Here is a 22,817-nt window from a genome sequence, read left to right as displayed (position 1 = left end):
ACATGGGTCGGCCGGATGAGGGCCACGACGGCGTGGAGCCGTCGAACGAGCAGGTGAACGCCACACCGGCTGAGCCCACCGAGGAAGAACTCGACGCGATGTCGCGCGACGAACTGGTCAAGCTCGGTACCGAGCGCGACGGCGTCGACGTCGCCTACCGGCGCGAACGGTTCCCGGTGCCGGGCACCCGCGCCGAGAAGCGCGCCGAGCGTCAGGTCTCGTTCTGGTTCGCGGTCTCCGGTATCGCGGCCGCGGTGCTGGTCGGTGTGTTCCTGTTCTGGCCTTGGGAATTCAAGGGCAAGGACGAGGAAGGCCACACCGCCTACTCGCTGTTCACCCCGCTGGTCGGCCTCAGCTTCGGTATCGCGGTGCTGGTAATCGGCATCGCGGTGGTGCTGATCCGCAAGAAGTTCATCCCGGCCGAGCTGTCCATCCAGGTGCGCCACGACGGGCCCTCGCCCGAGGTCGAGCGCCGCACCCTGGTCGCCGAGCTGCAGGACGCGCTGGATACCTCCACGCTGGGTCGCCGCAAGATGATCACCCGGACCGCGGGCGCCGGTGTCGGCGTGCTCGGCATCGGTGCGCTGCTGGTCTTCGTCGGCGGCATGATCAAGAACCCGTGGGCCAAGGGCGATAAGTCGCCGCTGTGGGTTTCGGGCTGGACCCCGGACTTCCCGGGCGAGACGATCTACATCCGTCGCGACACCGGTCGCCCGGAGGACGTCATGCTGGTGCGTCCCGAGGATCTGGACGCGGGCGCCATGGAGACGGTGTTCCCGTGGAAGGAGAAGTGGCGCGGCGACGAGCACGCGACGCTGCAGTCCCTGCGCGGTATCCGCAACGCCGTCATGTTGATCCGGCTGCGCACCGAAGACGCGCAGAAGGCCATCAAGCGCAAGGGTCAGGAGAGCTTCAACTACGGCGACTACTTCGCCTACTCGAAGATCTGCACCCACCTCGGTTGCCCGACGTCGCTGTTCGAGCAGCAGACCAATAAGATCCTGTGCCCCTGCCACCAGTCGCAGTTCCTCGCGACCGAATGGGGTAAGCCGGTCTTCGGTCCCGCCGCCCGCGCACTGCCGCAGCTGCCGATCACCGTCAACTCCGAGGGCTACCTGGTCGCCGCCGGCGACTTCATCGAGCCGCTCGGACCGGCCTACTGGGAGCGTCGTTCATGAGTCGGGTTGCAGCCCAAGCCCACGCCGCGGACGAGCGGTACCGCGCCGCCGCGTTCATGAAGCGGTCGATCAACAAGGTCTTCCCGACCCACTGGTCGTTCCTGCTCGGCGAGATCGCGCTCTACAGCTTCATCATTCTGCTGCTGTCGGGTGTGTATCTGACCCTGTTCTTCGATCCGTCGATGAGCGAGGTCGTCTACAACGGCGCCTACCAGCCGCTGCGTGGTGTGACCATGTCGCGGGCCTACGAGACGGCGCTGAACATCACCTTCGAGGTGCGCGGCGGTCTGTTCGTGCGCCAGGTGCACCACTGGGCCGCGCTGCTGTTCGCGGCGTCGATCATCGTGCACCTGTTCCGTATCTTCTTCACCGGTGCGTTCCGCAAGCCGCGTGAGGCGAACTGGGTCATCGGCTGCCTGCTGCTGATCCTGGCGATGTTCGAGGGCTTCTTCGGTTACTCGCTGCCCGACGACCTGCTCTCGGGTACCGGTCTGCGGGCCGCGTTCGGCGGTATCACGATGAGCATCCCGATCATCGGCACCTGGATGCACTGGCTGATCTTCGGTGGTGACTTCCCGGGCGACATCATCATCCCGCGCCTGTACATCGCGCACGTGCTGCTGTTCCCCGGCATCATCCTGGCCCTGATCGCCGCGCACGTCGCGCTGGTCTGGTACCAGAAGCACACGCAGTTCCCCGGTCCGGGCCGCACCGAGAACAATGTCGTCGGCGCGCGCATCGTGCCGGTGTTCGCCTCGGATCAGGGCGCGTTCTTCGCCTTCACCCTCGGCATCGTGGCCATCCTGGCCGGTGTGCTGCAGATCAACCCGATCTGGAACCTGGGTCCGTACAACCCCTCGCAGGTGTCGGCGGGTTCGCAGCCCGACTTCTACATGATGTGGACCGACGGTCTGGCGCGTCTGATGCCGCCGTGGGAGCTGTACCTGGGTCGCTACACGGTTCCGGCCGTGTTCTGGGTCGCGCTGATCATGGGTCTGGTGTTCACGGTGCTGATCGCCTACCCGTGGATCGAGCAGCGCCTCACCGGCGACAAGGTGCACCACAACCTGCTGCAGCGGCCGCGCGACGTGCCGGTGCGCACGGCGATCGGCGCGATGTCGATCGGGTTCTACGTGGTGCTGACGCTGTCCTGCGTCAACGACATCCTGGCGCTGAAGTTCGACATCTCGTTGAACGCCACCACCTGGATGGGTCGCATCGGCCTGCTGGTCGTGCCGCCGGTCGCGTACTTCATCGCCTACCGGTTCTGCATCGGTCTGCAGCGCAGCGACCGCGCGGTGCTCGAGCATGGCATCGAGACCGGTGTGATCAAGCGCCTGCCGCACGGTGAGTACATCGAGGTGCACCAGCCGCTCGGCCCGGTCGACGACCACGGCCACCCGGTTCCGCTGGAGTACCAGGGTGCGCACGTGCCCAAGAAGATGAACAAGCTGGGTTCGGCCGGTCAGCCGGGCACCGGTAGCTTCCTGCGGGCCGATCCGCTGCACGAGATCGAGCAGGCCTTCGAGACCGAGCACGCGGAGGAGCACAAGCAGCTCGCCGTGCTGCAGCGGGTCCAAGAGCAGGCCAACGGTCAGAACGGCAAGTCCAGCCACTGATCGCTTAGCTCGAAAGCAGAAGGCCCCGAGTCGAATTCGACTCGGGGCCTTTCGCTGTTAAAGGGAAACCCGGCGGCGCGCCGCTTCGATGGCCTCGAATTTGGCCAGGTTGTGGCGGGCGTCGGCGAGGGCGTCGTGGGCGTCCGGGGGGACCGGGGGGAGTTCGGGGCGGCCGTGGGCCTCCCAGTGCTGGCGCAGTTCGTTGGTGTAGCGGGGGAGGGCGTTGGGGAGATCGACCATCGAACCCCAGAGCTGGCACAGGGCGACGTGGTCGTAGGCGGCGACCCAGGCCCAGAGTTCGGGGGTGACGCTGGGGCGCGGGACCAGGAATTCGTAGAGATCTTTGCGGATCTGTTCGCGGGTGCGCCAGAGCGGGGAGGAGGGCGACGGGAGCTGCGGCAGCACGTACCGGCGCACCCACGGGCCTGCCCGCTCGGCATCGAATTCGGTTGAGACCGCGTAGTATTCGCGCCCGTCCTCACAGACGACACCGATCGATACGAGGTCGATCGTCGACCCGTCCTCGATGAATTCGCAGTCATAAAAATATCGAAGCGAGATCGGTCTCTCCTCCAACGGTCGGTACGGTGCGGCGATAGTGCCCGGCTATCCACCCTAGGTGGGCGGAAACCACCCCTGATACCGGGTACCTGCGCGAGCTGGGGTATCCGTATTCTGAACGGGTGAACTGGACCGTCGACGTACCGATCGATCGCCTGCCGGAGCTGCCGCCGCTGCCCGCAGAGCTGCGTAGGCGGCTGGACGACGCGTTGTCGCGTCCGGCGCTGCAGCAGCCGTCTTGGGATCCGGGGCAGGCGGCGATGATGCGCACTGTGCTGGAGAGCGTGCCGCCGATCTGCGTGCCCGCCGAGGTAGAGGAGCTACGCACGCAGCTCGCCGAGGTCGCGCGCGGCGAGGCCTTCCTGATGCAGGGCGGTGACTGCGCGGAGACGTTCGCCGACAACACCGAACCGCATATTCGCGGCAATATCCGCACCCTGCTGCAGATGGCCGTTGTGCTCACCTACGGCGCCAGCCTGCCGGTGGTCAAGGTCGCGCGCATCGCGGGTCAGTACGCGAAGCCGCGTTCCTCGGATACCGACGCGCTCGGCCTCAAGTCCTATCGCGGCGACATGGTGAACTCGCTGGTCGCCGATGCCAAGGTGCGCGAGCACGACCCGTCGCGACTCGTGCGCGCCTACGCCAACGCCAGCGCGGCCATGAACCTCGTGCGCGCGCTGACCGGCGCGGGCATGGCCGATCTGCACCGCGTGCACGACTGGAACCGCGACTTCGTCGCCCAGTCGCCCGCGGGTGCGCGCTACGAGGCGCTGGCCGAGGAGATCGACCGCGGTCTGGCCTTCATGACCGCCTGTCGGGTGAACGATCCCAGCCTGCAGTCGGCCCGCATCTACGCCAGCCACGAGGCGCTGGTGCTCGACTACGAGCGCGCCATGCTGCGCCTCGGCGAGAATCCGGCGGGTGAGCCGGTGCTCTACGACCTGTCCGCGCACTTCCTGTGGATCGGTGAGCGCACCCGTCAGCTCGACGGCGCCCATATCGCCTTCGCCGAACTGCTGGCCAACCCGATCGGCCTGAAGATCGGCCCGACTACCACGCCGGATCAGGCCGTGGAGTACGTCGAGCGCCTCGATCCCAATAACGAGCCCGGCCGGTTGACCATCGTCTCGCGCATGGGCAACACCAAGGTCCGCGATGTGCTGCCGCCCATTATCGAGAAGGTGCAGGCGACCGGACACCAGGTGATCTGGCAGTGCGATCCCATGCACGGCAACACCCACGAGGCCTCCACCGGCTACAAGACCCGGCACTTCGACCGGATCATCGACGAGGTGCAGGGCTTCTTCGAGGTGCACCACGCGCTGGGCACCCACCCGGGCGGTCTGCATATCGAACTGACCGGCGAGGACGTCACCGAATGCCTCGGCGGCGCGCAGGACATCTCCGATCTGGATCTTTCCGGTCGCTACGAGACCGCGTGTGACCCGCGGCTGAACACACAGCAGTCGCTCGAACTCGCGTTCCTGGTAGCCGAAATGCTGCGCTGAACACGGCCTTCGACCCAGATCAGGAGCGTCGCGGTTTGCGGCGCTCCTGACGTCTTTTCAGGGCTCAGGGCAGCGCGGTCAGGGCGACGGTCGTGCCCGCCTCGACATTGGTGCCCCCGGCGGGGTTCTGGCCGATCACCACGGAGCTGTCGGACTGCGTGAGCTGGCGCACCGTCACCTGTAGGCCGAGAGCCTGCAGTTTCGAGCGGGCGTCGCCGACGCTCTCGCCGACCAGCAGGGGCACCTTCACGGCAGTGGAGACGATCAAGGTGACAGCGTCACCGGACTGGATGGTGGTGCCCGCGGCGGGATCGGTGCCGATGACCTTATCCGCCTCGATAACGCGGTCGAACTGAGTTCTGGTCTCGCGCACCGTGATTCCGGCGGCGGTGAGCACCTTATTCGCTTCCTCGCTGGTCTTGCCGCGCACATCGGGCATCTTGACGGGCTGAGATCCCTTGCTGCGGTACACCTTTACCTGCGCGGCCAGCGGAAGTACGGTTCCCGGAGCCGGATCCACCTTGGCCAAGGTGCCCTTCGGCGCGGAGCTGCCGGTTTCACCCGCGTCCACCGGTTGCAGTCCGGCATCGCGGATGAGCTGGTTGACCTTCGAAATCGCATCGCCCGCCTTGAGGTCGGGCACCCGTGGTTTGCCGCTGGAGATCAGCACGGCCACGGTCGTGCCCTTGGTGACCTTGGATCCGGCCGAGGGATCGGTGCCGACCACTCCGCCCACCGGGATGGTGTCGGAGGTCTTCTGCCGGATCTCGGTGGAGAAGCCCGCGTCTTGCAGCGCTGTGATGGCGCTGGCCTGGTCCTTCCCGGCCACCGACGGGACCGGCGAGTAACGGCCGAAGCCCAGCCACCAGCCGCCGATCCCGACGAGCAGGGTCAGGATCGCGACGATGGCGACCCACAGCAGCACCGTGCGGCGCGACTTTGCGCGATCGTCCGCGAAGGGGGAGGGCTGCGGGAAATGCGACGGCGCGTACTGATCGGGCGGCCCGTAGGCGTCCGGCGGCCCGTAGTTATCGGGCGCGCCGTAATCGGGGACGCGCGGCCGCGGCGCGGTGACCACCTTGGTGTGCTGCACCGGCTGCGGGGTCGGCGGCACCGCGGCCCTGGCCTGCTGTTGGTTCGGTGTGGCGACCTTGAAGCTGGCGCTGAGGTGTTCGGCCGACTCCTGCGGCGCCGGCACCCGATACGGCGGCAGATTCAGCGCGACACCGATCGAATGCAGTTCGGCCGCCATCTCGTTCGCATCGGCGAAGCGGTGCGCGGGTTCGCGGTTGGTGGCGCGCGCGATCAGCTCGTCGAACTCCGGCGGGACACCGGAGATGAATTCGCTCGGGCTCGGCACGTCGTTCTCGATCCGCTGATACGCCACCGATAGCGAGGTATCGCCGGTGAACGGGACCTGGCCGGTGAGCAGTTCGAAGATCAGGATGCCGAAGGAGTAGACGTCACTACGGGAATCGGCGGTGCCCGCGGTCACCTGCTCGGGGGACAGGTAGGCGGCGGTGCCGAGAATCACGCTGGCCGAGGTCGTTGTCGCGGCCGCGACGGCGCGCACCAGGCCGAAGTCGGCGATCTTCACCTCGCCGGAGTCGGAGATCAGCACATTCTCCGGTTTGATATCGCGATGGATCAGGCCCGCCGAATGCGCGACGCCGATCGCGGCCAGCACCGGTTCGGCGACCGCGCGCACCGCATGCGGCGGCATCGGACCGCGCTCGCGCAAGAGCTCGCGCAGCGTGCCGCCCTCGACCAACTCCATGATCAGGAACGGGTGCTCGCCGTCCACACCCTGGTCGTAGACCGCGACCAGGGACGGATGTTTGAGCTTGGCGACCGCACGGGCCTCGAATTCGAACCGGGACAGGAACTGCGGATCGGCGGCGAACTTGGGATCCATCACCTTGATGGCGACCGGGCGGTCCAGTCGGGTGTCCACACCTCGGAAGACCATCGACATCCCGCCACGCGCGATCGGCGCGTCGATGCGGTAGCGCCCCTCCAGGATTTGCCCGATCAAGTGATGTCCTCCGGCTTTCACAAAGTTCTCACCCCTCGCTGCGGATGCGACAAGCGATTGACCGCCTCGCACGGCCCGCCCACGATCGTAGCTGTGTCGAATGGCCTCGCCTGGCGGCTCGGCGTGTCCGCGGCCCTTGGTGGCTCGCGGCCGACCGGTCACGACCGCGTCGCATGCGCTGCGACCGGTCGGCCGCGAGCCGGCCGCGGACGGCGCTCGACGGCCTCGCGGTCTGTGGTCGCCAGGTCACGGATCGTTTGATCGGATCACGCGAGCACCCGCCCAGGGTGTCTCGGGCCACGCGGCGCGGGACCGTCTACCGTTATCCGGGTGAGTGCATTTCCTTGCAGTGATGATGTTCTTCCTGAGTCGGTGGCGGTGATCCCGCTACCCGAGGTGGCCGACAAGCTCGGGCTCGTGGTGACCCGAGTGCATCAGATGCTGCGCGACCATCAGCTGCTCGCGGTGCGCCGCGACGGCGTAGCGGGCGTGCCCGAGCGATTCTTCGACGATACCGGCGCGATCGTGAAGCCGCTGCCGGGCCTGATCACCGTCATGAAAGACGCCAAGTACACCGATGAGGAGATCCTGGAGTGGATCTTCACCGACGACGAAAGCCTGCCCGGTAAGCCCGTCGACGCATTGCACGGCCCGCTGGCGCGCGAGGTGCTGCGCCGCGCCGCCGCAGAGCCCTTCTGAATTCTGGTTGCGGGGGTGCGGTGTGTTCGCGGCGCATGCGCTTCGGCCACACGGCCGCGAGCGGGTGGCTCGTAAGACTCGCTCCGTGGTGATTTGCGTGCGTGGCGGCCTTGCGATCGGACCTCAGATCCGCAGGGCCGCAGCGGTGAATTCCGCGGCCGCGACGCGCAGCCGGCGCTGTCGCGGGACCACGGCGCGGCACCCGAAGACCTCGTAGTCGCTGCGCTCGATTTCGTCGAGAATCCCGGAGTACAGCGTGCTCGCGGTGCGGATGGCCGGGCGCACGCGCGGGTCGAGCAGATCGATGCCCGGATTCGCGATGCGGTACAGGTCGCGGTTGATCGCGATCAGATGCGCCAGGGCGCGGCGGACCCGTTGCTCGGTGTGTCGGGTGCGGTGGCAGTGGGTCAGCAGGTCCGCGTCGACGTCGAAGGCCGCGAGTTCGTCGGCGGGGAGGTAGATCCGGCCGCGGTCCAGGTCCTCGGCGATATCGCGCAGGAAGTTGGTGAGCTGGAATGCCTCGCCGAGCGCGGCGGCGGCGGGTTCGGCCTCGGCCACCGGGACGACCGTGCCGAGCACGGGGAGTAGTTGCAGACCGATCGCGGCCGCCGAACCGCGCATGTAGTCGCGCAGTTCGGTCATGGTGGCGTAGTGGGCACGGAAGTGTGCGGTTCCCGGCACATCCATTCGCATGGAATCCAGGAAGATCCAGAAGTGCTGGGGCGCAATGTCATAGCGTTGGATGGTGTCGGCCAGCGCGGTCAGCACCAGGGTGCGGCGATCGGCGGGACGCCCTATCGGCGCCTGCTGCTCGAGCGCGACGCGCAACTGCTTCTCGATCAGATCGAGTTCTCCAGCCGGACCGTGTTCGGCGTCTAGCGTCGGGTGATCGACGATGTCATCGACGATCCGTGCGAACGCGTACAGCGCGTGCACGGCGGGTCTTCGTGGCGCGGACAGCAGTCGGGTGGCCAGGAAGTAAGTGCGGCCGTGGGTGGCGGCGATGGCACGGCAGACGCGGTATGCCGCGGCCAGTTCCGGGCCACGGCCGTCTGGTTCGAACTCGATCATGACCGGGTGATGGCGACCGGATCGCTCTCCGGCGGGGTGGCGCGCAATCGCAATGGGTCGACGGTCCGCAGTGACAGTGCCGCGACCACGGCGGCGAAGGTCGCCGCGGCGACGTGCCAGAAGCTGTAGAGCCCGATCGAGCCGTCCGGCTGGAAGACCAGCATCAGCCAGGTGCACAGTCCGACCAACACCATCAGCGTGGTGGTGGACAGGGCGAACCCGGCGGCCAGCGCGAGCGGCCAGGAGTAGTACCAGGGCAGCGCGGCGGGCGAGAGGATGACGATGGCGACGAAGGCGATGAGGATGCCGAAGACCGCCTCGCGCTCGCTGTGCCGGAACCGCCACCAGGTCCAGGCCAGCACGGCGACCAGCGCCACCGCGCATAGCGCACGGGTCACCACGAGGACCGGATCCATCGCGAACGGCGTCACCCAGCGCACCATATGCGCCATGATCGTCGGCAGCGAGAGCCAGTTGATGATCTTCTTCGAGCCCGAGAGCGCGGTCAGCCAGCCGATGCCGACCCCGGCGCTGGCGGAGGCGGCCACGAAGACCGCCGCGAAGACGCTCAATCCGAGTCCGGCGATCTTGGCGAACATCAGTGCCGGATGCGGCACTTCCGCGCTCGGCCGCGCGGGTTCGGCCTCGCTCCCGACACTGGCGGTGGCGCCCGGTGATTGCGCGGCGCGTTGCAGTGCCCGGCGTTCACGTTCGTGCAGCATCCAGATCCACACCAGGAATGGCAGCGCGACGCCAGCGGTCGCCTTGATGGCGACGCCGATCGCGACGACCACGATGCCCGCCACATGATGGCGCTCCAGCACCAGCGCGATACCCGCGCACATCAGCCCGACCATGAGCATTTCGTTGTGCACGCCGCCGATCAGGTGGATCAGCACCAGCGGATTGAGCACGGCGAGCCACAGTGCGACGGCCGGCTTACCGCCGAGATGTTTGGTCAGATACGGCACCGCCCACATCATCAGCGCCAGACCGGGCAGCATGACCAGTCGCAGCGCGATGGTGCCCGCGACCACGTTATCGCCGGTAATCGCGGTGATGGCACGGCCGAGCAGCAGGAAGATCGGACCATAGGGCGCGGTCGTCGCGGTCCAGACCGGGCTCACATTGTCCAGCAGCACACCGGGATTGGCGACCGGCGGCGATACGTAGGGATCGAAGCCGTCGCGCAGCAGCGCGCCCTGGGCCAGATACGAATACGCGTCGCGGCTGAACATCGGCACCGCGAACAGCAGCGGGAAGATCCAGATGCCGACGATCGCGCGCAGTTCGTTCAGTGTGACACCGGCGTCGGGCCGGTCGCCGAACCCGATCGTGGTGCGGCCCAACCGCACCCACGCGGTGATCATCAGCAGCACCCCGACCCAGATGACCATGGTGGAAAGCACGTAGCCGTGTCCGAACCGCAGCCAGGATAGATGCATCGCCTCGAGCAGCGGATCGCGTTTGCGGACGCTGCCCGCGCCGAAGCCGCCGAAGGTGATCATCAGCGCGCCGAAGAAGCCGAGCAGCGCCGAATGCCCCTCGGGGCTGCGGGCGAAATCGGCGGAGGTTCGTATCCACGTGCGCAATCCGCGCTCGGCGAAGACCGAGGTCGCGTCGCGCGCCGGAGCACTCGATGGGCGCGCCTCGGCATCGGTCGCGGTAATCGAGTTGTCGGTGGGCGCGGGGGCCGTCGTCTCAGGGGGATGCATGTGGTGTCGGTCCCCCCGGAGTGGTCGGCGGTCGCCCGCTGGTGAATAGGTCGGCCGTTAGTTTATCGGCTTGCCGGGAACACTATCCCGCTGGTGCGCGGGGATTCATCCCGAGCGGGTCGCGCGGCCCCGACAATCCGGGTTGCCGCCAGTTTTCCGGACAGCAATGTGGTGGGCACGCCGACACCCGGAGTGGTGCCACAACCTGCGATAACCACGTTGTCGCTATCGCCGGAGAAATTGCGTGGCCGAAATGGTCCGGTTTGCCGGAACAGATGTGCGGCGGAGAACGGCGTGCCCGCCAACATGCCTTGGTCGCGCCAGGTCCCGGGAGTGTCGAGGTGATCGACAGTGAAATGTTCGGCGATGCCGTGGTAGCCGCGCGATTCCAGGACATCGAGGAGTTCGCGCAGGTAGGACGACCCGAGTCGGTCCCAGTCCAGCGGTGCGGCGTCGAGATTCGGGCAGGGCGCGAGCAGCGAGAACGGTTCGTGTCTGCCGTCCTCGCGGTCGATGTAGAGGCCCGGATCGGTGAGCGCGGGCCTGGTGAGCAGCAGCGAGGGGTCGCTCATCAGGCGACCCTTGCCCGGTCGCGCCGCGATCTCGTCGAAGGTCCGATCCCAGGCGTCGCCGAAATCGATGGTGTGGTGGGCCTGGATCGGCCAGGTTTGCGCGATCGCGGCGGGGATGGTGCCGTGCGCGACGACGGCCGACGGGGCGGCCCGTAGTCGACGGCGGTGTCGCACGCCGAACTGCTCGAGTGAGCCGAGGTCGGCGGTGAGAACCACGGCGTCGCAGTCGAAGACGCGGCCGTCGGCGGTGTGCACCTTCTCGGCCCGGCGGTTCGCGTACTCGATTCCGGTGACCTCGGTGTTCAGCTCCAATGTGCCGCCTGCCGCGGTGAAGGCGTCGGCGAGTGCGGCGGTGATGGCGCGCATGCCGCCCTCGGGGAAGTACACACCCAGTGAGGTATCCATGTGCGGGATCGCGCCGTAGACGGCGAGCGCCTTCGCCGGTGCCATGCCCGCGTAGAGCGCCTGGAAGGTGAACAGTCGGGCCAGGCGCGGATCGCGCAGGAACCGGGCGACGCGCGGGCCGAGCCTGCCGAACCCGCCGAGGCGAACGAGTGCGATGAGGGCGCGGCGCTTGGCCGGGTAGCGGATCATATCGAGCGGCGAATCGAAGTTCGTATCCATGAACTCGCCGAATTCGGCCTGGTAGATCTGGGCGAGCCAGGCGCGCAGCCGTCGGTAGCGCAGGGCCTCGTCATCGCCGCAGACGCGGGCCACCTCGATGGCCATCGCCTCGGGATCGGCGAAGACCCGGAGGGTGGAGTCGTCGGCGAAGCGGGCGTGATAGCTCGGGGTGAGTTGGTGGATGCGCAGCGGCGGGGTGCAGCTCTCGCGGGTCAGGCCGACGGCGGCGAGGGCGTCGTCGATCAGCTCCGGCAAGGTGAGTACCGTTGCGCCGGAGTCTATTTCGTAGTCGGGGCCGCGGTACCGGCCGACTCGGCCGCCGGGGTGGTCGGCGCGTTCGAGCAGGGTCACGGTGCGCCCGGCCCCGGTCAGATACAGGGCGGCGGCGAGTCCGGATAGGCCCGCGCCCACCACCACGACGCGATCGGTCGGTCCCGCAACGGATTTCATCAGAATCTCCTCGCCGTGCCCGCGATGCCGTGCGGACCGGCGCTCGTCGTGGTCGCGCGATCAGGCGCTGGCTCGATGGTTTTCACGATGTTGCGATCAATGCGTGCGACTCGTCGCGGCCAGGGCCATGGCGCGCAAACGCTCCTTGGCGGCGGGCGTCGCGGTGCTGGACTCCAAAGCGGCCAAGCCCTGCTCGGTGAGTTCGGTGATGCGGCGCTCCACCTCGTCGACCGCGCCGAGGTCGGTGATCACCCCGCGCAGGTGTTCGACCTGGTCCGCGCTCAGATCGGCGCCGATGCTGGTGCGCAGCAGGGCCGCGGCGGCCGGATCGGTGGCGTCGGCCCGCTGCAGCGCCTCGGCGACCAGCACGGTGCGCTTGCCCTCGCGCAGGTCGTCGCCGGAGGGTTTGCCGGTGACCGTCGGATCGCCGAAGACGCCCAGCAGATCGTCGCGCAACTGGAAGGCGATGCCGATATCGGTGCCGAAGGTGCGGTAGGCCTCGATCAGTCGCGGGTCCGCGTCGGCGAGTGCGGCGCCCAGGTGCAGGGGGCGCTCCACGGTGTACGCGGCCGTCTTGTACCGGTTGATGCGCAGTGCGGCCGCGACCGATTCGTCGCCCGCCGACTCGCCGTGGATATCGAGCAGCTGTCCGCCGAGCACCTCAGTGCGCATCAGCGCCCACACCGGCGCGAACCGGGCGATCGCGTCGGCGCCGAGTCCGGCGGCGTGCACCATGTCATCGGCCCAGGCCAGCGCCAGATCGCCGACCAGGATGGCGACGCTGGTGCCGAAGTGTTCGGAATCACCGGACCAGCCGCGGTCGCGGTGGCGCTGCTCGAAATCGACGTGCACGGTGGGGAAGCGGCGGCGGGTCCGCGACGAATCGATGATGTCATCGTGGATGAGCGCGCAGGCCTGCACCAGTTCGAGTGCGGCACAGGCGTTCAGGACGGCGGCGGCATCCGGGCCGGTGGGGTCGCCGCCCGCGCCGAGCCAGCCGGTCCAGGCGAAGGCGGGCCTGGTGCGCTTGCCGCCGCGCAGTACGAAGAGCTCGAGCGCCTCCGCGGCCTGGATGAAGACCGGGCCGAGCGGTTCGACGATGGGGCGCCGGGTCACGAAGAAGGCTTTGAGGGCGTCTTCGACCGCCGCGACGAATCCCGGGGTGCCCGGCGTCATGTTCGCGGGCAGGGTGGTCCGAGGCGTCTGGATACCGGTTCCGGCGGACAGGGGAGCCTCCAAGGTCGTGCGGGTGGTGGGGCGCGCGGTGGTTCGTGGCGCTATAGGTACTTCGGTGCCGGGCGGGGGTGGTCGCGCGTGTCGCCCGGCGGTGGCGAACATGTCGCCTGGTCGCAGAATACGCGTCGGGTTATGACGACCCGACGGGGCTGTGACCGGCCACCACTACACTGAACCGGTGACTTTCGATAACGTGCGGGGACGTTCGACCCCTGGCCGACCGTCGCCGACGCCACCGATCGTCTCTGGAACACCCTCGGTTGTACAGAGTCTGCGGACCCATTCGGGGGGTTCGGTGCCCTTCTCGGTGGAGTTCAATCCGCCGCGTGACGGCGCGGGCGAGGCGCGACTATGGCGTGCCGCGCGCACCTTCGAGCGCATGCATCCGGCCTTCGTCTCGATGACCTACGGCGCGGGCGGCACCACCCGCGACCGCACCGTGCGGATCACCGGCGCGCTGGCCGAGGAGACCACCCTGCTGCCGGTCGCGCATCTGACCGCCGTCGAGCACAGCGTCGCCGAACTACGCTCGCTGGTCGGCGCGTACGCCGACTCCGGTATCCGCAATATCCTGGTGCTGCGCGGCGACCCGCCCGGCGATCCGCTCGGCGAATGGCGCAAACACCCCGACGGGGTGGCCTACGCCGAGGAACTGGTCCGCATCGTGCGCGACCTCGGCGACTTCCATGTCGGCGTCGCCTCGTTCCCCGAAGGCCACCACCGCTCCCCGGACCTGGAGCACGACACCGCTTACCTGGCCGCGAAACTGCGCGCGGGCGCGGAGTACTCGATCACCCAGATGTTCTTCGACGTGGAGCACTACCTGCGCCTGCGCGACCGCATCGCGGCCTTCGATCCGATCGAGGGCGCGAAGCCGATCATCCCGGAACTGATGCCCATCACCTCCCTGCGCACCGTCGCGCGCGCCGAGGAACTGTGCGGCCGTCCGCTGCCGCCCGCGGTCATGGAGCGCCTGCACAAGGCCGCCGGTGACGGGCCGGAGGAGAATGCTGCCGCAGTCCGTGCGGTCGGCATCGAAATCGCCACGGAGATGGGCCAGCGCCTCATCGACGAGGGCGCCCCCTGCCTCCACTTCATCACCCTGAACTTCGCCAAGGCCACCAGCGAGGTCCTCACCAACCTCGGCTACGGCGTAACCGCCGCCCCCATCAGCGCCTAACCCCCGCCAACAGCAGGCCGCCCCCCACAGCCCCGGGACCAACCCGCCCCCAATCTCGTCGCGCAGTTCGGAGGGCGGGCTGGGTGAGTGAACGGCGCGATGTGCGGCCTCGGTGGGCGGTTGCATACCGAGGCCGCGCGGGGGTGGGTCAGGCGGCGCGGGCCGTCCTGAGACCCCAGGCATCGGCTAGGAGGCGGTGGGATTCGAGGCGGTCTTCGTGGTGGTGGGTGACGGTGGTGACGAGGAGTTCGTCGGCGCCGGTGACTCGTTGCAGGGCCTCTAGGCGGTCCACGACGGTGCGCGGGCTGCCGACGAACTGGGTGGCGAGGCGGTCGTCGACCAGACGGCGCTGTTCCGGGGTCAGCGCGGTGGCGGTGTCGGGATCGAGGAATTCGGCCGCGCCCGCGCCGCTGCGGATGCTGTGCACCCAGTGGCCGTAGGTGGCGGCCAGATGTTGGGCGCGCGCGTCATCGGGGGCGACGACGACATCCGCCGAGATCACGACATAGGGCTCGGCGAGGTCGGCCGAGGGGCGGAAGGCGGCGCGGTAGGCCGCGACCGCGTCCAGGGCGGTGCCGGGGGAGACGTGGTAGGCGGCGGCGAAGGGGAGGCCGAGTTTGCCTGCCAATTCGGCGCTTTCGCTGGCCGAACTGCCGAACAGCCACAGCTCGACCTGTGCGCCCTCACCCGGAACCGCGTGCAGCGCAATGCCTTCGGCGCTCTGGTAGGTGCCGTTGAGCAGGGCGCGCACCTCGTCGACCTGGTCCGGGAAATCCAGCGCCTGCGCGCCCTGCTGTTGCAGTGCGCCGAGCGAGGCGATGAACCTCGACTTATCGGTGATCCGGCCCGGATCGAACGGCGGCGGAACCACCACGCCGTCGCGCACTTCGGTGCGCCCGGTCACCGTATCGACGACCGGATGGCCGCCCTTCTGATGTGCGGGCTGTGCACCGAATTGGGTCCGGCGATGACCGGATCGGCCCAGGCCCAGGTCGAGTCGGCCCGGGTAGAGCGCGTCGATGGTGCCGAACGCCTCCACGATCGATGCCGAGGTGTGGTGGCCGACCTGGACCGCCGCCGAGCCGACCCGAATGCGTGTGGTGGCCGCGGCGACCAAGCCGATCAGCGTGATCGATGAGGAACTGGCCACCGAGACGAAATGATGTTCGGCCAGCCAATAGCGGTGGTATCCCCACTGTTCGGCGTGCTGGGCCAGATCGATGGTGTTGCGCAGTGCCTGCTGTGCGGTGGATCCGGCGCTGATCGGGGACAGATCGAGGATGGAAAGCGGGATCGTCATGCGGACCGTCCTAGGCGTGGGTGCTGTTCGCCCGCTTCGATGGCCACCCGCAGCCGGTTCTCGGCGGGCGCCAGCGGGCAGGTGGCGAAATCGGTGAAGGCGCAGGGCAGGTTGGCCGCGCGATTGAAGTCGAGGCGCACGGTGCCGTCCGCATCGGGTGCCGCCACCGCCAGCGAGCGGGCCGCCGGGTAGGTGGTGACGCCGCTGGTGGCGTCGGTGAACAGCACCCGCAGGTCGGTCGGCGCACCGAAGGCGATGACGCGCTCGGTGACCGCGCCGATGGTGAATTCGATGGTGCCCGAGGCGGTGTGGTGGTGTTCGAGACCGTCGACGACGGCGCCGGTGGTGACGGTGTGGGGCTCGTCGAACGGTTCGAACCGGCCCTCGATCACCCAGCCCGAGTCGGGGGCGTAGGTGGGAATGCCCTCGAAGCTCAGCAGTGTCGGTGCGGCCGGATCGTGCACGCGCACGGCGTACAGACCGGTGCGGCGGATCACCTCGAGCACCCGGTTCTCGTGCAGCACATTGAGTCCCGGCGCGCCTTCGACGGGTGCGATGATCTGCACGCCCCCGATGCGGCTGCCGTCGAACTCCAGCCGGTCGGCGGGTTGGGCGGTGATGAACACCTTGTCGTCGGTGACCCACCAGGTGCCCGGGACGTCCGGGAGACGCTCGGGTTGGTCGGTGAGCCAATGCAATCCGGTCAGGCTCAGGAAGCCGAGCGGATCGCGCAACTGGTCCTCCCTGGCGTTGTGCCAATGCGCCCATTCGGTTTCGAAAAGACTGGTGATGCTGGTCGTCATGACGCTCTGGCTCCTTCGAGTGTGCGGTTGCGATGGGGATGGCTTAGGCCGAGGTGGTCGCGCAGGGTGGTGCCGGTGTATTCGGTTCGGAAACTGCCGCGCTCCTGCAGTTCCGGGACGACGTGGTCGACGAATTCGTCGAGCCCGCCGGGCGTGAGGTGCGGGACGAGGATGAACCCGTCGCTGGCATCGGCCTGCACATAGCCGTCGATCTGCTCGGCGACCGCGGCCGGGGTGCCGACGAACTGTTGCCGCGCGGTCACCTCGATGATCAGCTCGCGGATGCTCAGGTTGCCCGCCTCCGCCTTGGCCCGCCATGCCGCCGCGACCGCGCGCGGATCTTTGGCGTGGCGCACCCGGCCGCGGGTGATGTTCACATCGGCCGCCGGTTCGATTTCGGGCAGCGGACCGTCCGGGTCGTAGCTGGAAAGGTCACGGCCCCAGACCTGTTCGAGGAAGGCGATGGCGGTCTGCGGCCCGACCTGCTGCAGCCGGATATGCCTGGCGCGCTCCTCGGCGTCGGTCGCGGTATCGCCGAGTACGAAGGTCGCGGCGGGCAGGATCTTCAAATCCTCGGGTGCGCGACCATATTTCGCGAGTCGACCCTTGACGTCGGCGTAGAAGCGTTGGCCCGCTTCGAGGGAGCCGTGCCCGGTGAAGATGGCATCGGCGGTGGCGGCGCCGAATTCGCGACCGTCATCGGAATCGCCCGCCTGCAACAGCACCGGATGTCCCTGCGGGCTCGGCGGCAGGGTGAATCGTCCGGTGATATCGAATTGGGTATTGCGGTAGCTGGTTTCGGGGATGTCGCGGGCGAACACGCCTGCCGCGCGGTCGACAACGAGCGAGTCGGTCGGCCAGCTGTCCCACAGCGCACGGGTCGCCTCGACGACCTCGGCGGCCCGGCGGTAGCGCTCGCTGTGCTCCAGATAGCCGCCGCGTCGGAAGTTCTCGCCGGTGAACGCGTCGGACGAGGTGACGACATTCCAGGCGGCACGGCCGCCGGAGAGGTGGTCGAGTGAGGCGAATTGCTTGGCCAGTTCGAACGGTTCGTTGTAGGTGCTGTTGATCGTGCCGGCCAGGCCGAGTTTGTCGGTGACCGCGGCCAGTGCGTTGAGCACGGTGAAGGTATCCGGTCTGCCGACCACGTCGAGATCGTGAATGCGGCCCCGATGTTCGCGCAGCCGCAATCCCTCGGCGAGGAAGAAGAAGTCGAATAGACCGCGTTCGGCGGTCTTCGCCAGGTGCACAAAGGATTCGAAGTCGACCTGACTCTTGGACGCCGGATCGCTCCACACGGTCGTGTTGTTCACGCCCGGGAAGTGTGCGGCCAAATGGACTGGTTTGCGGGGCTTTTCGGTCATGACCGCATTCCTTTCGCGAAGGTGGCCGGGGCGGTCATGCCGGGGCTGGTGTTGGGTGCGGCGTAGCGGCTGGCGGGACGGGGCAGGCCGAGGCGGGCGCGCAGGGTCGGGCCGGGATCCGCAGCCAGGATTCGCGCGGAAGGGGTCCCGAGAAGGTGCTGGAGAGCGGCGGGTGCGGCCAGGGGACGCAGCACGACGCCGTCGGCGGCCTCCGCCTCGGCGACGGCGGACAGCAGCTCGCGCAGCGACTCCGCGGTACCGATGTGCCGCAAGCGCGGTGCCGGGCCGGGCGTGGTGATCGGGGCCCACTGATCCAGTTGCGCAAGCTCGGCCTGTGCCGCCGCCGTGGTGTCGGCGAGGTGAATGTCGATGTCCAGCAGCACCTGTACCGCATCCGGGTCACGGTCGGCGGCGAGGATTGCCGTGCGCAGTGCGGCGCGTCGGACGTGCGCGCTGCCGAGATCGGTTGCGGCGATGCGGATGAGATCGGCGCGGCGGGCGGCGACGGCGCTGCTCGCGGCATCCTCGGCGCGGACCGCGACGATCGGCTGGCCCTGTGGCGAGCGCGGGGTGATGGATGGCCCCTGCACCGAGAAGTGCTCGCCGGTGAAGTCGATGTAGTGCAGTTTGTCCCGATCGATGAAGCGGCCGGTGCGGACGTCGCGGATCTCGGCGTCGTCCTCCCAGCTGTCCCACAGCCGGGTGACCACCTCGATCGCCTCATCGGCCTCCTGCCACAGTGCAGCGGGTGCCTGGGCCGGCTTGCGGCCGAAGGCTGCCGCCTGTTCCGGCCCCTCCGACACGGTGACCTCCCAGCCCGCACGGCCGAGACTGGCGAAGTCCAGGCTCTGGATCGCCTTGGCCAGATGGAACGGTTCGGTGTGGGTGACCGGGGCCTGGGGGAGTAGACCGATGCGGTGGGTGGCGGCGGCGACCCGCGCGCTGATCGCGATCGCGTCGAGCACACCGCGGGTCACCCCGGGGCCGCCGGGCTGCAGACCGAACGAATCGGGCACGAAAACCGCGTCGACACCGGCCTTCTCGGCGGCCGTGATCGCATCGACCCAGTACCCGCCGGTGAACAGGTCCTCGGCGCGGGAATCCCGACGCCGCCACGATGCGGGATGTGCGCCGGTTCCGTCGAGCTCGATGGCGAGGAAGAGCTCCGTCATCACCTACCGTCCTTTCCAGTCGATGCGCGGCGATGGGGTGTTCGAGCTGCAGGTCATCGGGCTGCCCCCGATGCGGCGTGCGGGGTGGGAATGGCCGACAGCAGTTCGCGGGTGTACTCGTGCTGGGGGTTGTCGAAAATGTCTGCGGTGGAACCGGATTCGACAATGCGGCCGTGACGCATGACCGCGACGCGGTCGCTGATGCGGCGGACCACGGCGAGGTCGTGGGAGATGAACAGATAGCTCAGTCCGAGTTCGGTTTGCAGGCGGTCCAGCAGCTCCAGGATCTGGGCCTGTACCGAGGCGTCGAGCGCGGAGACCGGTTCGTCGAGCACCAGCAGGTCCGGGTGCAGGGCCAGGGCGCGGGCGATGGCGACGCGTTGGCGTTGTCCGCCGGACAATTCCGCGGGGCGGCGCTGCGCGAAGTTCTCCGGCAGCGCGACCTGGCCGAGCAGTTCGCGCACCCGCTCCTGCCTGGCCTTGCGGTCGCCGACGGCATAGGCGCGCAGCGGTTCCTCGATGATCGAGCCGACCCGCCAGCGCGGATCGAGTGAGCCGTAGGGATTCTGGTAGACCACCTGGAAACGCTGGCGCAGCGCGCGCAGTCGTCCGCCTTTGACGGTGGTCAGGTCGTGACCGTCGAAGGTGACCGCACCGCTGTCGGGTTCGGTGAGCCGCAGGGCGATTCGCGCGGTGGTCGACTTGCCGGAGCCGGATTCGCCGACCAGCGAAAGGGTTTCGCCGCGTCCGAGTTCGAATCCCACACCGGCCACCGCGGTCACCGAATCACCGGCCTGTGCGCGGAAGCGCTTGTGCACGTCGCGAACCGTGAGCAGCGGTGGACCAGCGCTGACCCGCGGTGCGCGGAAACCCTCGAACGGGGCCAGGCTGGGCGAGGCCGCGAGCAGCCGCTTGGTGTACGGATGCCGGGGTTCGGCGAGCACCGTTGCCGTCGGTCCGGTTTCGACGATCTCCCCGCCGCTCAGCACCACGAGGCGATCGGCTCGCTCGGCGGCGATCGCGAGGTCGTGGGTGATCAGCAGGACCGCGGTGCCGCGGGCCGTGGTCTGCGCGGCGAGTTTGTCGAGCACCCGTCGCGCGACCGTGGCGTCGAGCGCGCTGGTCGGCTCATCGGCGATGACCAACTCCGGTCCGGCGATCAGTGCCGCCGCGATCAGCACTCGCTGCCGCTGGCCACCGGACAATTCGTGCGGATACTGCGCGGCCCGCAATTCCGGTCGATCCAAACCGGCCTCCCCGAGCAGCTCGACTGCCTGCGCGGCCGCGTCGCGCCGGTCGGCCAGCCCGTGTACCAGCAGCGATTCGGCGACCTGAGCACCCACGCGCCGTACCGGATTCAGCGACAGTCCGGGATCCTGCGGCACGAAACCGATGCGTGCACCACGAATCCGGCGCAGCGCGCGCTCGGATCCGGTGTCCACCTGTTCCCCGTCGAAAGTGATGGTTCCGCCGGTGATCTCGGCATTCGGCCCGAGTAACCCGATCACCGATTGTGCGAGAGTCGACTTGCCGGAACCGGATTCGCCGACCAGCGCCACGACTTCGCCGCGGGCGACGGTGAGGCCGACACCGGCCAGTGCGGTGACAGCGCCGCTGTCGGAGCGATAGCGAACGTGCAGGCCCTCGATGGTCAGCAAGGCCGACTGCGCCTCGCTGACGCTCGCCTCCGGCATGACCGAGATATCGGCTGTGTCTATTGTTCGCTCGCTCATGCGCGATGACTCCTTGCTACGGCGCGGCCGAGACGTTGGGCCGACAGGACGACGGCGACGATCACCAGACCGGGCAGGGTGGTCAGCCACCAGGCCGTGGCGAGGAAGTTGCGGCCCTCGGAGATCAGCGAGCCCCATTCGGGTGTCGGCGGCTTCGCGCCGTAGCCGAGGAAGCTCAGTGCGGAGACGGCCAGCACGGCCATGCCGAATTCGACTGCGGCCAAGGCCAGGACGGGCTGATAAGAGTTCGGGAGGATGTGACGGGCGAGCACCGTGTACCAGCGGACGCCCGCTGCGTGTGCGGCCTCCACATAGGGTGCCTGGCGCACCCGCAGCACCTCCGAACGCATCACCCGGGCGAAGTTGGCGATCAGCGAAACACCCACCGCGACGGCCACGTTCCGGGTGCCGAAGCCCAGCGCGGTGACCAGCGCGAGCGACAACAGCAGCGACGGAATGGACAGCAGCACATCGACGAATCGCATGATGACGGTGTCGAGGATGCCGCCGATCGACCCGGACAGCAGCCCGAGAATCGAACCCGCGACCAGTGCGATGGCGACTGCAGAGAGCGTGGCGGTGAGCGAGAGCCCAGCCCCGTGCACCATCCGGGTGTACAGGTCACGGCCGAGATTGTCGGTGCCGAACCAGTGTTGAGCGCTGGGCCCCTGGAACTTCTGTGCCGGCACGCCGGTCAGCGGATCACCGCTGGCGAATACCGAGGGCAGCAGCGCCCAGCCGAGCGCCAGCGCGGCGACCGCACCGGAGAGCACGACCGCGGCATTGCCGCGCAACGACTTCCACCGCCATACCGGACGCCGCAGCCCCGGAAACGCGACTCGCCGTGACTCATCGATTACATCAACCATGATCGGCCACTTGCTGTCGAAGGTCGGCGAGCAGCCACGGTGCGAAGCCGTAGCCCACGGCGAGAATTCCTGGCGTCGGCATGGGCGTTATCGCGCACCGCGTCGGTTTCGGGTACCTGTGTCTCACGCATGCACGACCACCTCCTCGGCAGTATCGATATCGGCGGTCTCGGAATCGGTCGCCGCACTGCGGCTGCGTCCGGCGATGCGCGGGTCGAGCAGCGGATACAGCAGGTCGACCGCGAGATTCACGGTGACGAACACCGTCGAGGTGAGTAGCACGATCCCCTGCACGACCGGAATGTCCTGGGCGAGTACGGAGGTCTGGGTGAGCCGCCCGACACCCTGGCGGGCGAAGACCGTCTCGACCACGACCGAACCGGCGAGCATATTGCCGACCAGCACCCCGGCGATGGTGAAGGTGGGCACACTGGCGGGCCGCAGCACATGTTTGCGCAGCACCCACGAGCGCGAACCCCCCTTGGCCAGCGCCACATCGACGAACGGCTGTCGCCAGGTCGATTCGAGTCCGGCCGTCAGCACCTGCGCGATGACCGCGCCGATCGGGATCGCGAGCGTCAGCGCGGGCAGCACCGTGCCCTTGAAACCGTGACCGCCGAAGGCCGGGGCGAGGTGCCAGCGGAACGAGAACAGCTGCAGCAGTAGCAGTCCCGTCCAGAAGGTAGGCACCGAAACCCCGAGCGACGGAACCGAACTCAGCGCGTTGCGCAACCACGGACGACGGGTATAGGTCGCCGCGAAGGCCAGCCCGACCCCGCCGACCACCGCGAACAGCAGCGCGAGCCCGGCCAATCCGAGGGTGTTGGGCACTGCGTCACCGAGTGCGCGGGTGACGGACTGGCCGGTGCTGATCGAGTGGCCGAGGTCGCCGGTCGCCGCATGCGTCAACGCTGTCCAATACTGTTCCCACAGTGGGCGATCCAGCCCGTAGCGCGCCTGCAGTTCGGCGATGGCGGCCTTATCGATCGGGGTGCCGGCACCCGCGCCGTCGGCCGCGATGGAGACCGGGTCGGCGGGCAGCAGGTAGAGCACGACGAATGAAATGGTGAAGGCCGCCCACAGCACCCAAATCGCCTGCAGTATCCGCACAACGACATACCGCGCCAT

The 22,817-nt window shown here is 68.3% G+C and carries 18 protein-coding genes; 5 read left to right on the top strand and 13 right to left on the bottom strand.

Annotation, left to right across the window (positions count from 1 at the left end; all coding sequences use genetic code 11):
• Positions 1-2: 2 nt before the first annotated feature.
• Together qcrA and qcrB are read left to right on the top strand one after the other, a co-directional pair.
• Positions 3-1,178: a cytochrome bc1 complex Rieske iron-sulfur subunit gene (qcrA, locus tag ACHQ4I_RS00280; RefSeq protein ID WP_420769629.1), complete on the top strand. Its 1,176-nt coding sequence runs from the start codon at positions 3-5 to the stop codon at positions 1,176-1,178.
• Positions 1,175-2,797, top strand: a complete 1,623-nt coding sequence (gene qcrB, locus ACHQ4I_RS00275; protein ID WP_420769582.1) for a cytochrome bc1 complex cytochrome b subunit — start codon at positions 1,175-1,177, stop codon at positions 2,795-2,797. Before qcrA ends, qcrB begins: the two co-directional genes overlap by 4 nt.
• A 57-nt stretch (positions 2,798-2,854) precedes the next feature.
• On the opposite strand, the gene ACHQ4I_RS00270 is transcribed toward qcrB, so the two are convergent.
• Positions 2,855-3,373, bottom strand: a complete 519-nt coding sequence (locus ACHQ4I_RS00270; protein ID WP_420769581.1) for a polyadenylate-specific 3'-exoribonuclease AS — start codon at positions 3,371-3,373, stop codon at positions 2,855-2,857.
• A 107-nt stretch (positions 3,374-3,480) separates the two neighbouring features.
• Between ACHQ4I_RS00270 and ACHQ4I_RS00265 the strand changes: the two genes are divergently transcribed.
• Complete coding sequence (locus ACHQ4I_RS00265) at positions 3,481-4,866, top strand: class II 3-deoxy-7-phosphoheptulonate synthase (RefSeq protein WP_420769580.1); 1,386 nt, start codon at positions 3,481-3,483, stop codon at positions 4,864-4,866.
• Positions 4,867-4,930: 64 nt separating this feature from the next.
• Here ACHQ4I_RS00265 and pknB read toward each other — a convergent pair whose 3' ends face one another.
• On the bottom strand, positions 4,931-6,901 hold the full coding sequence (gene pknB / locus ACHQ4I_RS00260) for a Stk1 family PASTA domain-containing Ser/Thr kinase (protein ID WP_420769579.1): 1,971 nt from the start codon (positions 6,899-6,901) through the stop codon (positions 4,931-4,933).
• A 330-nt stretch (positions 6,902-7,231) separates the two neighbouring features.
• On the opposite strand from pknB, the gene ACHQ4I_RS00255 reads away from it, so the two are divergent.
• A complete protein-coding gene (locus ACHQ4I_RS00255; protein ID WP_420769578.1) occupies positions 7,232-7,600 on the top strand; it encodes an Rv2175c family DNA-binding protein in 369 nt (122 codons plus the stop codon).
• Between the two features lie 123 nt (positions 7,601-7,723).
• On the opposite strand, the gene ACHQ4I_RS00250 is transcribed toward ACHQ4I_RS00255, so the two are convergent.
• The 4 genes from ACHQ4I_RS00250 to ACHQ4I_RS00235 all read right to left on the bottom strand — a co-directional run bounded on the left by ACHQ4I_RS00250 (position 7,724) and on the right by ACHQ4I_RS00235 (position 13,271).
• A complete protein-coding gene (locus tag ACHQ4I_RS00250; protein WP_420769577.1) occupies positions 7,724-8,671 on the bottom strand; it encodes a phytoene/squalene synthase family protein in 948 nt (315 codons plus the stop codon).
• A complete protein-coding gene (locus ACHQ4I_RS00245; protein WP_420769576.1) occupies positions 8,668-10,386 on the bottom strand; it encodes an alpha-(1->6)-mannopyranosyltransferase A in 1,719 nt (572 codons plus the stop codon). Before ACHQ4I_RS00245 ends, ACHQ4I_RS00250 begins: the two co-directional genes overlap by 4 nt.
• A 62-nt stretch (positions 10,387-10,448) precedes the next feature.
• On the bottom strand, positions 10,449-12,032 hold the full coding sequence (gene crtI, locus ACHQ4I_RS00240) for a phytoene desaturase family protein (protein WP_420769575.1): 1,584 nt from the start codon (positions 12,030-12,032) through the stop codon (positions 10,449-10,451).
• A 96-nt stretch (positions 12,033-12,128) separates the two neighbouring features.
• A complete protein-coding gene (locus ACHQ4I_RS00235) occupies positions 12,129-13,271 on the bottom strand; it encodes a polyprenyl synthetase family protein (protein ID WP_420769628.1) in 1,143 nt (380 codons plus the stop codon).
• 175 nt (positions 13,272-13,446) lie between these two features.
• On the opposite strand from ACHQ4I_RS00235, the gene ACHQ4I_RS00230 reads away from it, so the two are divergent.
• Entirely contained in the window at positions 13,447-14,448 is a 1,002-nt protein-coding gene (locus tag ACHQ4I_RS00230; protein WP_420769574.1) for a methylenetetrahydrofolate reductase, read from the top strand.
• 148 nt (positions 14,449-14,596) lie between these two features.
• Here the strand turns inward: ACHQ4I_RS00230 and ACHQ4I_RS00225 are convergent, their stop codons facing one another.
• The 7 genes from ACHQ4I_RS00225 to ACHQ4I_RS00195 all read right to left on the bottom strand — a co-directional run bounded on the left by ACHQ4I_RS00225 (position 14,597) and on the right by ACHQ4I_RS00195 (position 22,817).
• Positions 14,597-15,748: an LLM class flavin-dependent oxidoreductase gene (locus ACHQ4I_RS00225; RefSeq protein WP_420769573.1), complete on the bottom strand. Its 1,152-nt coding sequence runs from the start codon at positions 15,746-15,748 to the stop codon at positions 14,597-14,599.
• On the bottom strand, positions 15,745-16,551 hold the full coding sequence (locus ACHQ4I_RS00220; RefSeq protein ID WP_420769572.1) for a DUF1684 domain-containing protein: 807 nt from the start codon (positions 16,549-16,551) through the stop codon (positions 15,745-15,747). Before ACHQ4I_RS00220 ends, ACHQ4I_RS00225 begins: the two co-directional genes overlap by 4 nt.
• Entirely contained in the window at positions 16,548-17,915 is a 1,368-nt protein-coding gene (locus ACHQ4I_RS00215; protein ID WP_420769571.1) for an NtaA/DmoA family FMN-dependent monooxygenase, read from the bottom strand. The genes ACHQ4I_RS00220 and ACHQ4I_RS00215 overlap by 4 nt, the downstream gene beginning before the upstream one ends.
• A complete protein-coding gene (locus tag ACHQ4I_RS00210) occupies positions 17,912-19,087 on the bottom strand; it encodes an LLM class flavin-dependent oxidoreductase (protein ID WP_420769570.1) in 1,176 nt (391 codons plus the stop codon). Before ACHQ4I_RS00210 ends, ACHQ4I_RS00215 begins: the two co-directional genes overlap by 4 nt.
• Before the next feature lie 53 nt (positions 19,088-19,140).
• Positions 19,141-20,781, bottom strand: coding sequence for a dipeptide ABC transporter ATP-binding protein (locus ACHQ4I_RS00205; protein WP_420769627.1), 1,641 nt, complete (start codon positions 20,779-20,781; stop codon positions 19,141-19,143).
• Positions 20,782-20,816: 35 nt separating this feature from the next.
• Positions 20,817-21,689 (bottom strand): ABC transporter permease, encoded by an 873-nt coding sequence (locus ACHQ4I_RS00200; protein ID WP_420769569.1) that lies wholly within the window; start codon positions 21,687-21,689, stop codon positions 20,817-20,819.
• Positions 21,690-21,812: 123 nt separating this feature from the next.
• Positions 21,813-22,817, bottom strand: a complete 1,005-nt coding sequence (locus ACHQ4I_RS00195; protein WP_420769568.1) for an ABC transporter permease — start codon at positions 22,815-22,817, stop codon at positions 21,813-21,815.

It is taken from the genome of Nocardia nepalensis (assembly GCF_048910785.1).
GTDB classification, from domain to species: Bacteria; Actinomycetota; Actinomycetes; order Mycobacteriales; family Mycobacteriaceae; genus Nocardia; species Nocardia nepalensis.
Note: the sequence above shows the minus strand (reverse complement) of the source record. Positions and strands in the feature narration are given on the sequence as shown.

Excerpts from the sequence above, each read along its gene's own strand:
- qcrA (WP_420769629.1), top strand. The coding sequence starts at position 3 with ATGGGTCGGCCGGATGAGGGCCACGACGGCGTGGAGCCGTCGAACGAG.
- qcrB (WP_420769582.1), top strand. The coding sequence starts at position 1,175 with ATGAGTCGGGTTGCAGCCCAAGCCCACGCCGCGGACGAGCGGTACCGC.
- ACHQ4I_RS00250 (WP_420769577.1), bottom strand. The coding sequence starts at position 8,671 with ATGATCGAGTTCGAACCAGACGGCCGTGGCCCGGAACTGGCCGCGGCA.
- ACHQ4I_RS00245 (WP_420769576.1), bottom strand. The coding sequence starts at position 10,386 with ATGCATCCCCCTGAGACGACGGCCCCCGCGCCCACCGACAACTCGATT.
- crtI (WP_420769575.1), bottom strand. The coding sequence starts at position 12,032 with ATGAAATCCGTTGCGGGACCGACCGATCGCGTCGTGGTGGTGGGCGCG.
- ACHQ4I_RS00225 (WP_420769573.1), bottom strand. The coding sequence starts at position 15,748 with ATGACGATCCCGCTTTCCATCCTCGATCTGTCCCCGATCAGCGCCGGA.
- ACHQ4I_RS00220 (WP_420769572.1), bottom strand. The coding sequence starts at position 16,551 with ATGACGACCAGCATCACCAGTCTTTTCGAAACCGAATGGGCGCATTGG.
- ACHQ4I_RS00215 (WP_420769571.1), bottom strand. The coding sequence starts at position 17,915 with ATGACCGAAAAGCCCCGCAAACCAGTCCATTTGGCCGCACACTTCCCG.
- ACHQ4I_RS00210 (WP_420769570.1), bottom strand. The coding sequence starts at position 19,087 with ATGACGGAGCTCTTCCTCGCCATCGAGCTCGACGGAACCGGCGCACAT.
- ACHQ4I_RS00205 (WP_420769627.1), bottom strand. The coding sequence starts at position 20,781 with ATGCCGGAGGCGAGCGTCAGCGAGGCGCAGTCGGCCTTGCTGACCATC.
- ACHQ4I_RS00200 (WP_420769569.1), bottom strand. The coding sequence starts at position 21,689 with ATGGTTGATGTAATCGATGAGTCACGGCGAGTCGCGTTTCCGGGGCTG.
- ACHQ4I_RS00195 (WP_420769568.1), bottom strand. The coding sequence starts at position 22,817 with ATGGCGCGGTATGTCGTTGTGCGGATACTGCAGGCGATTTGGGTGCTG.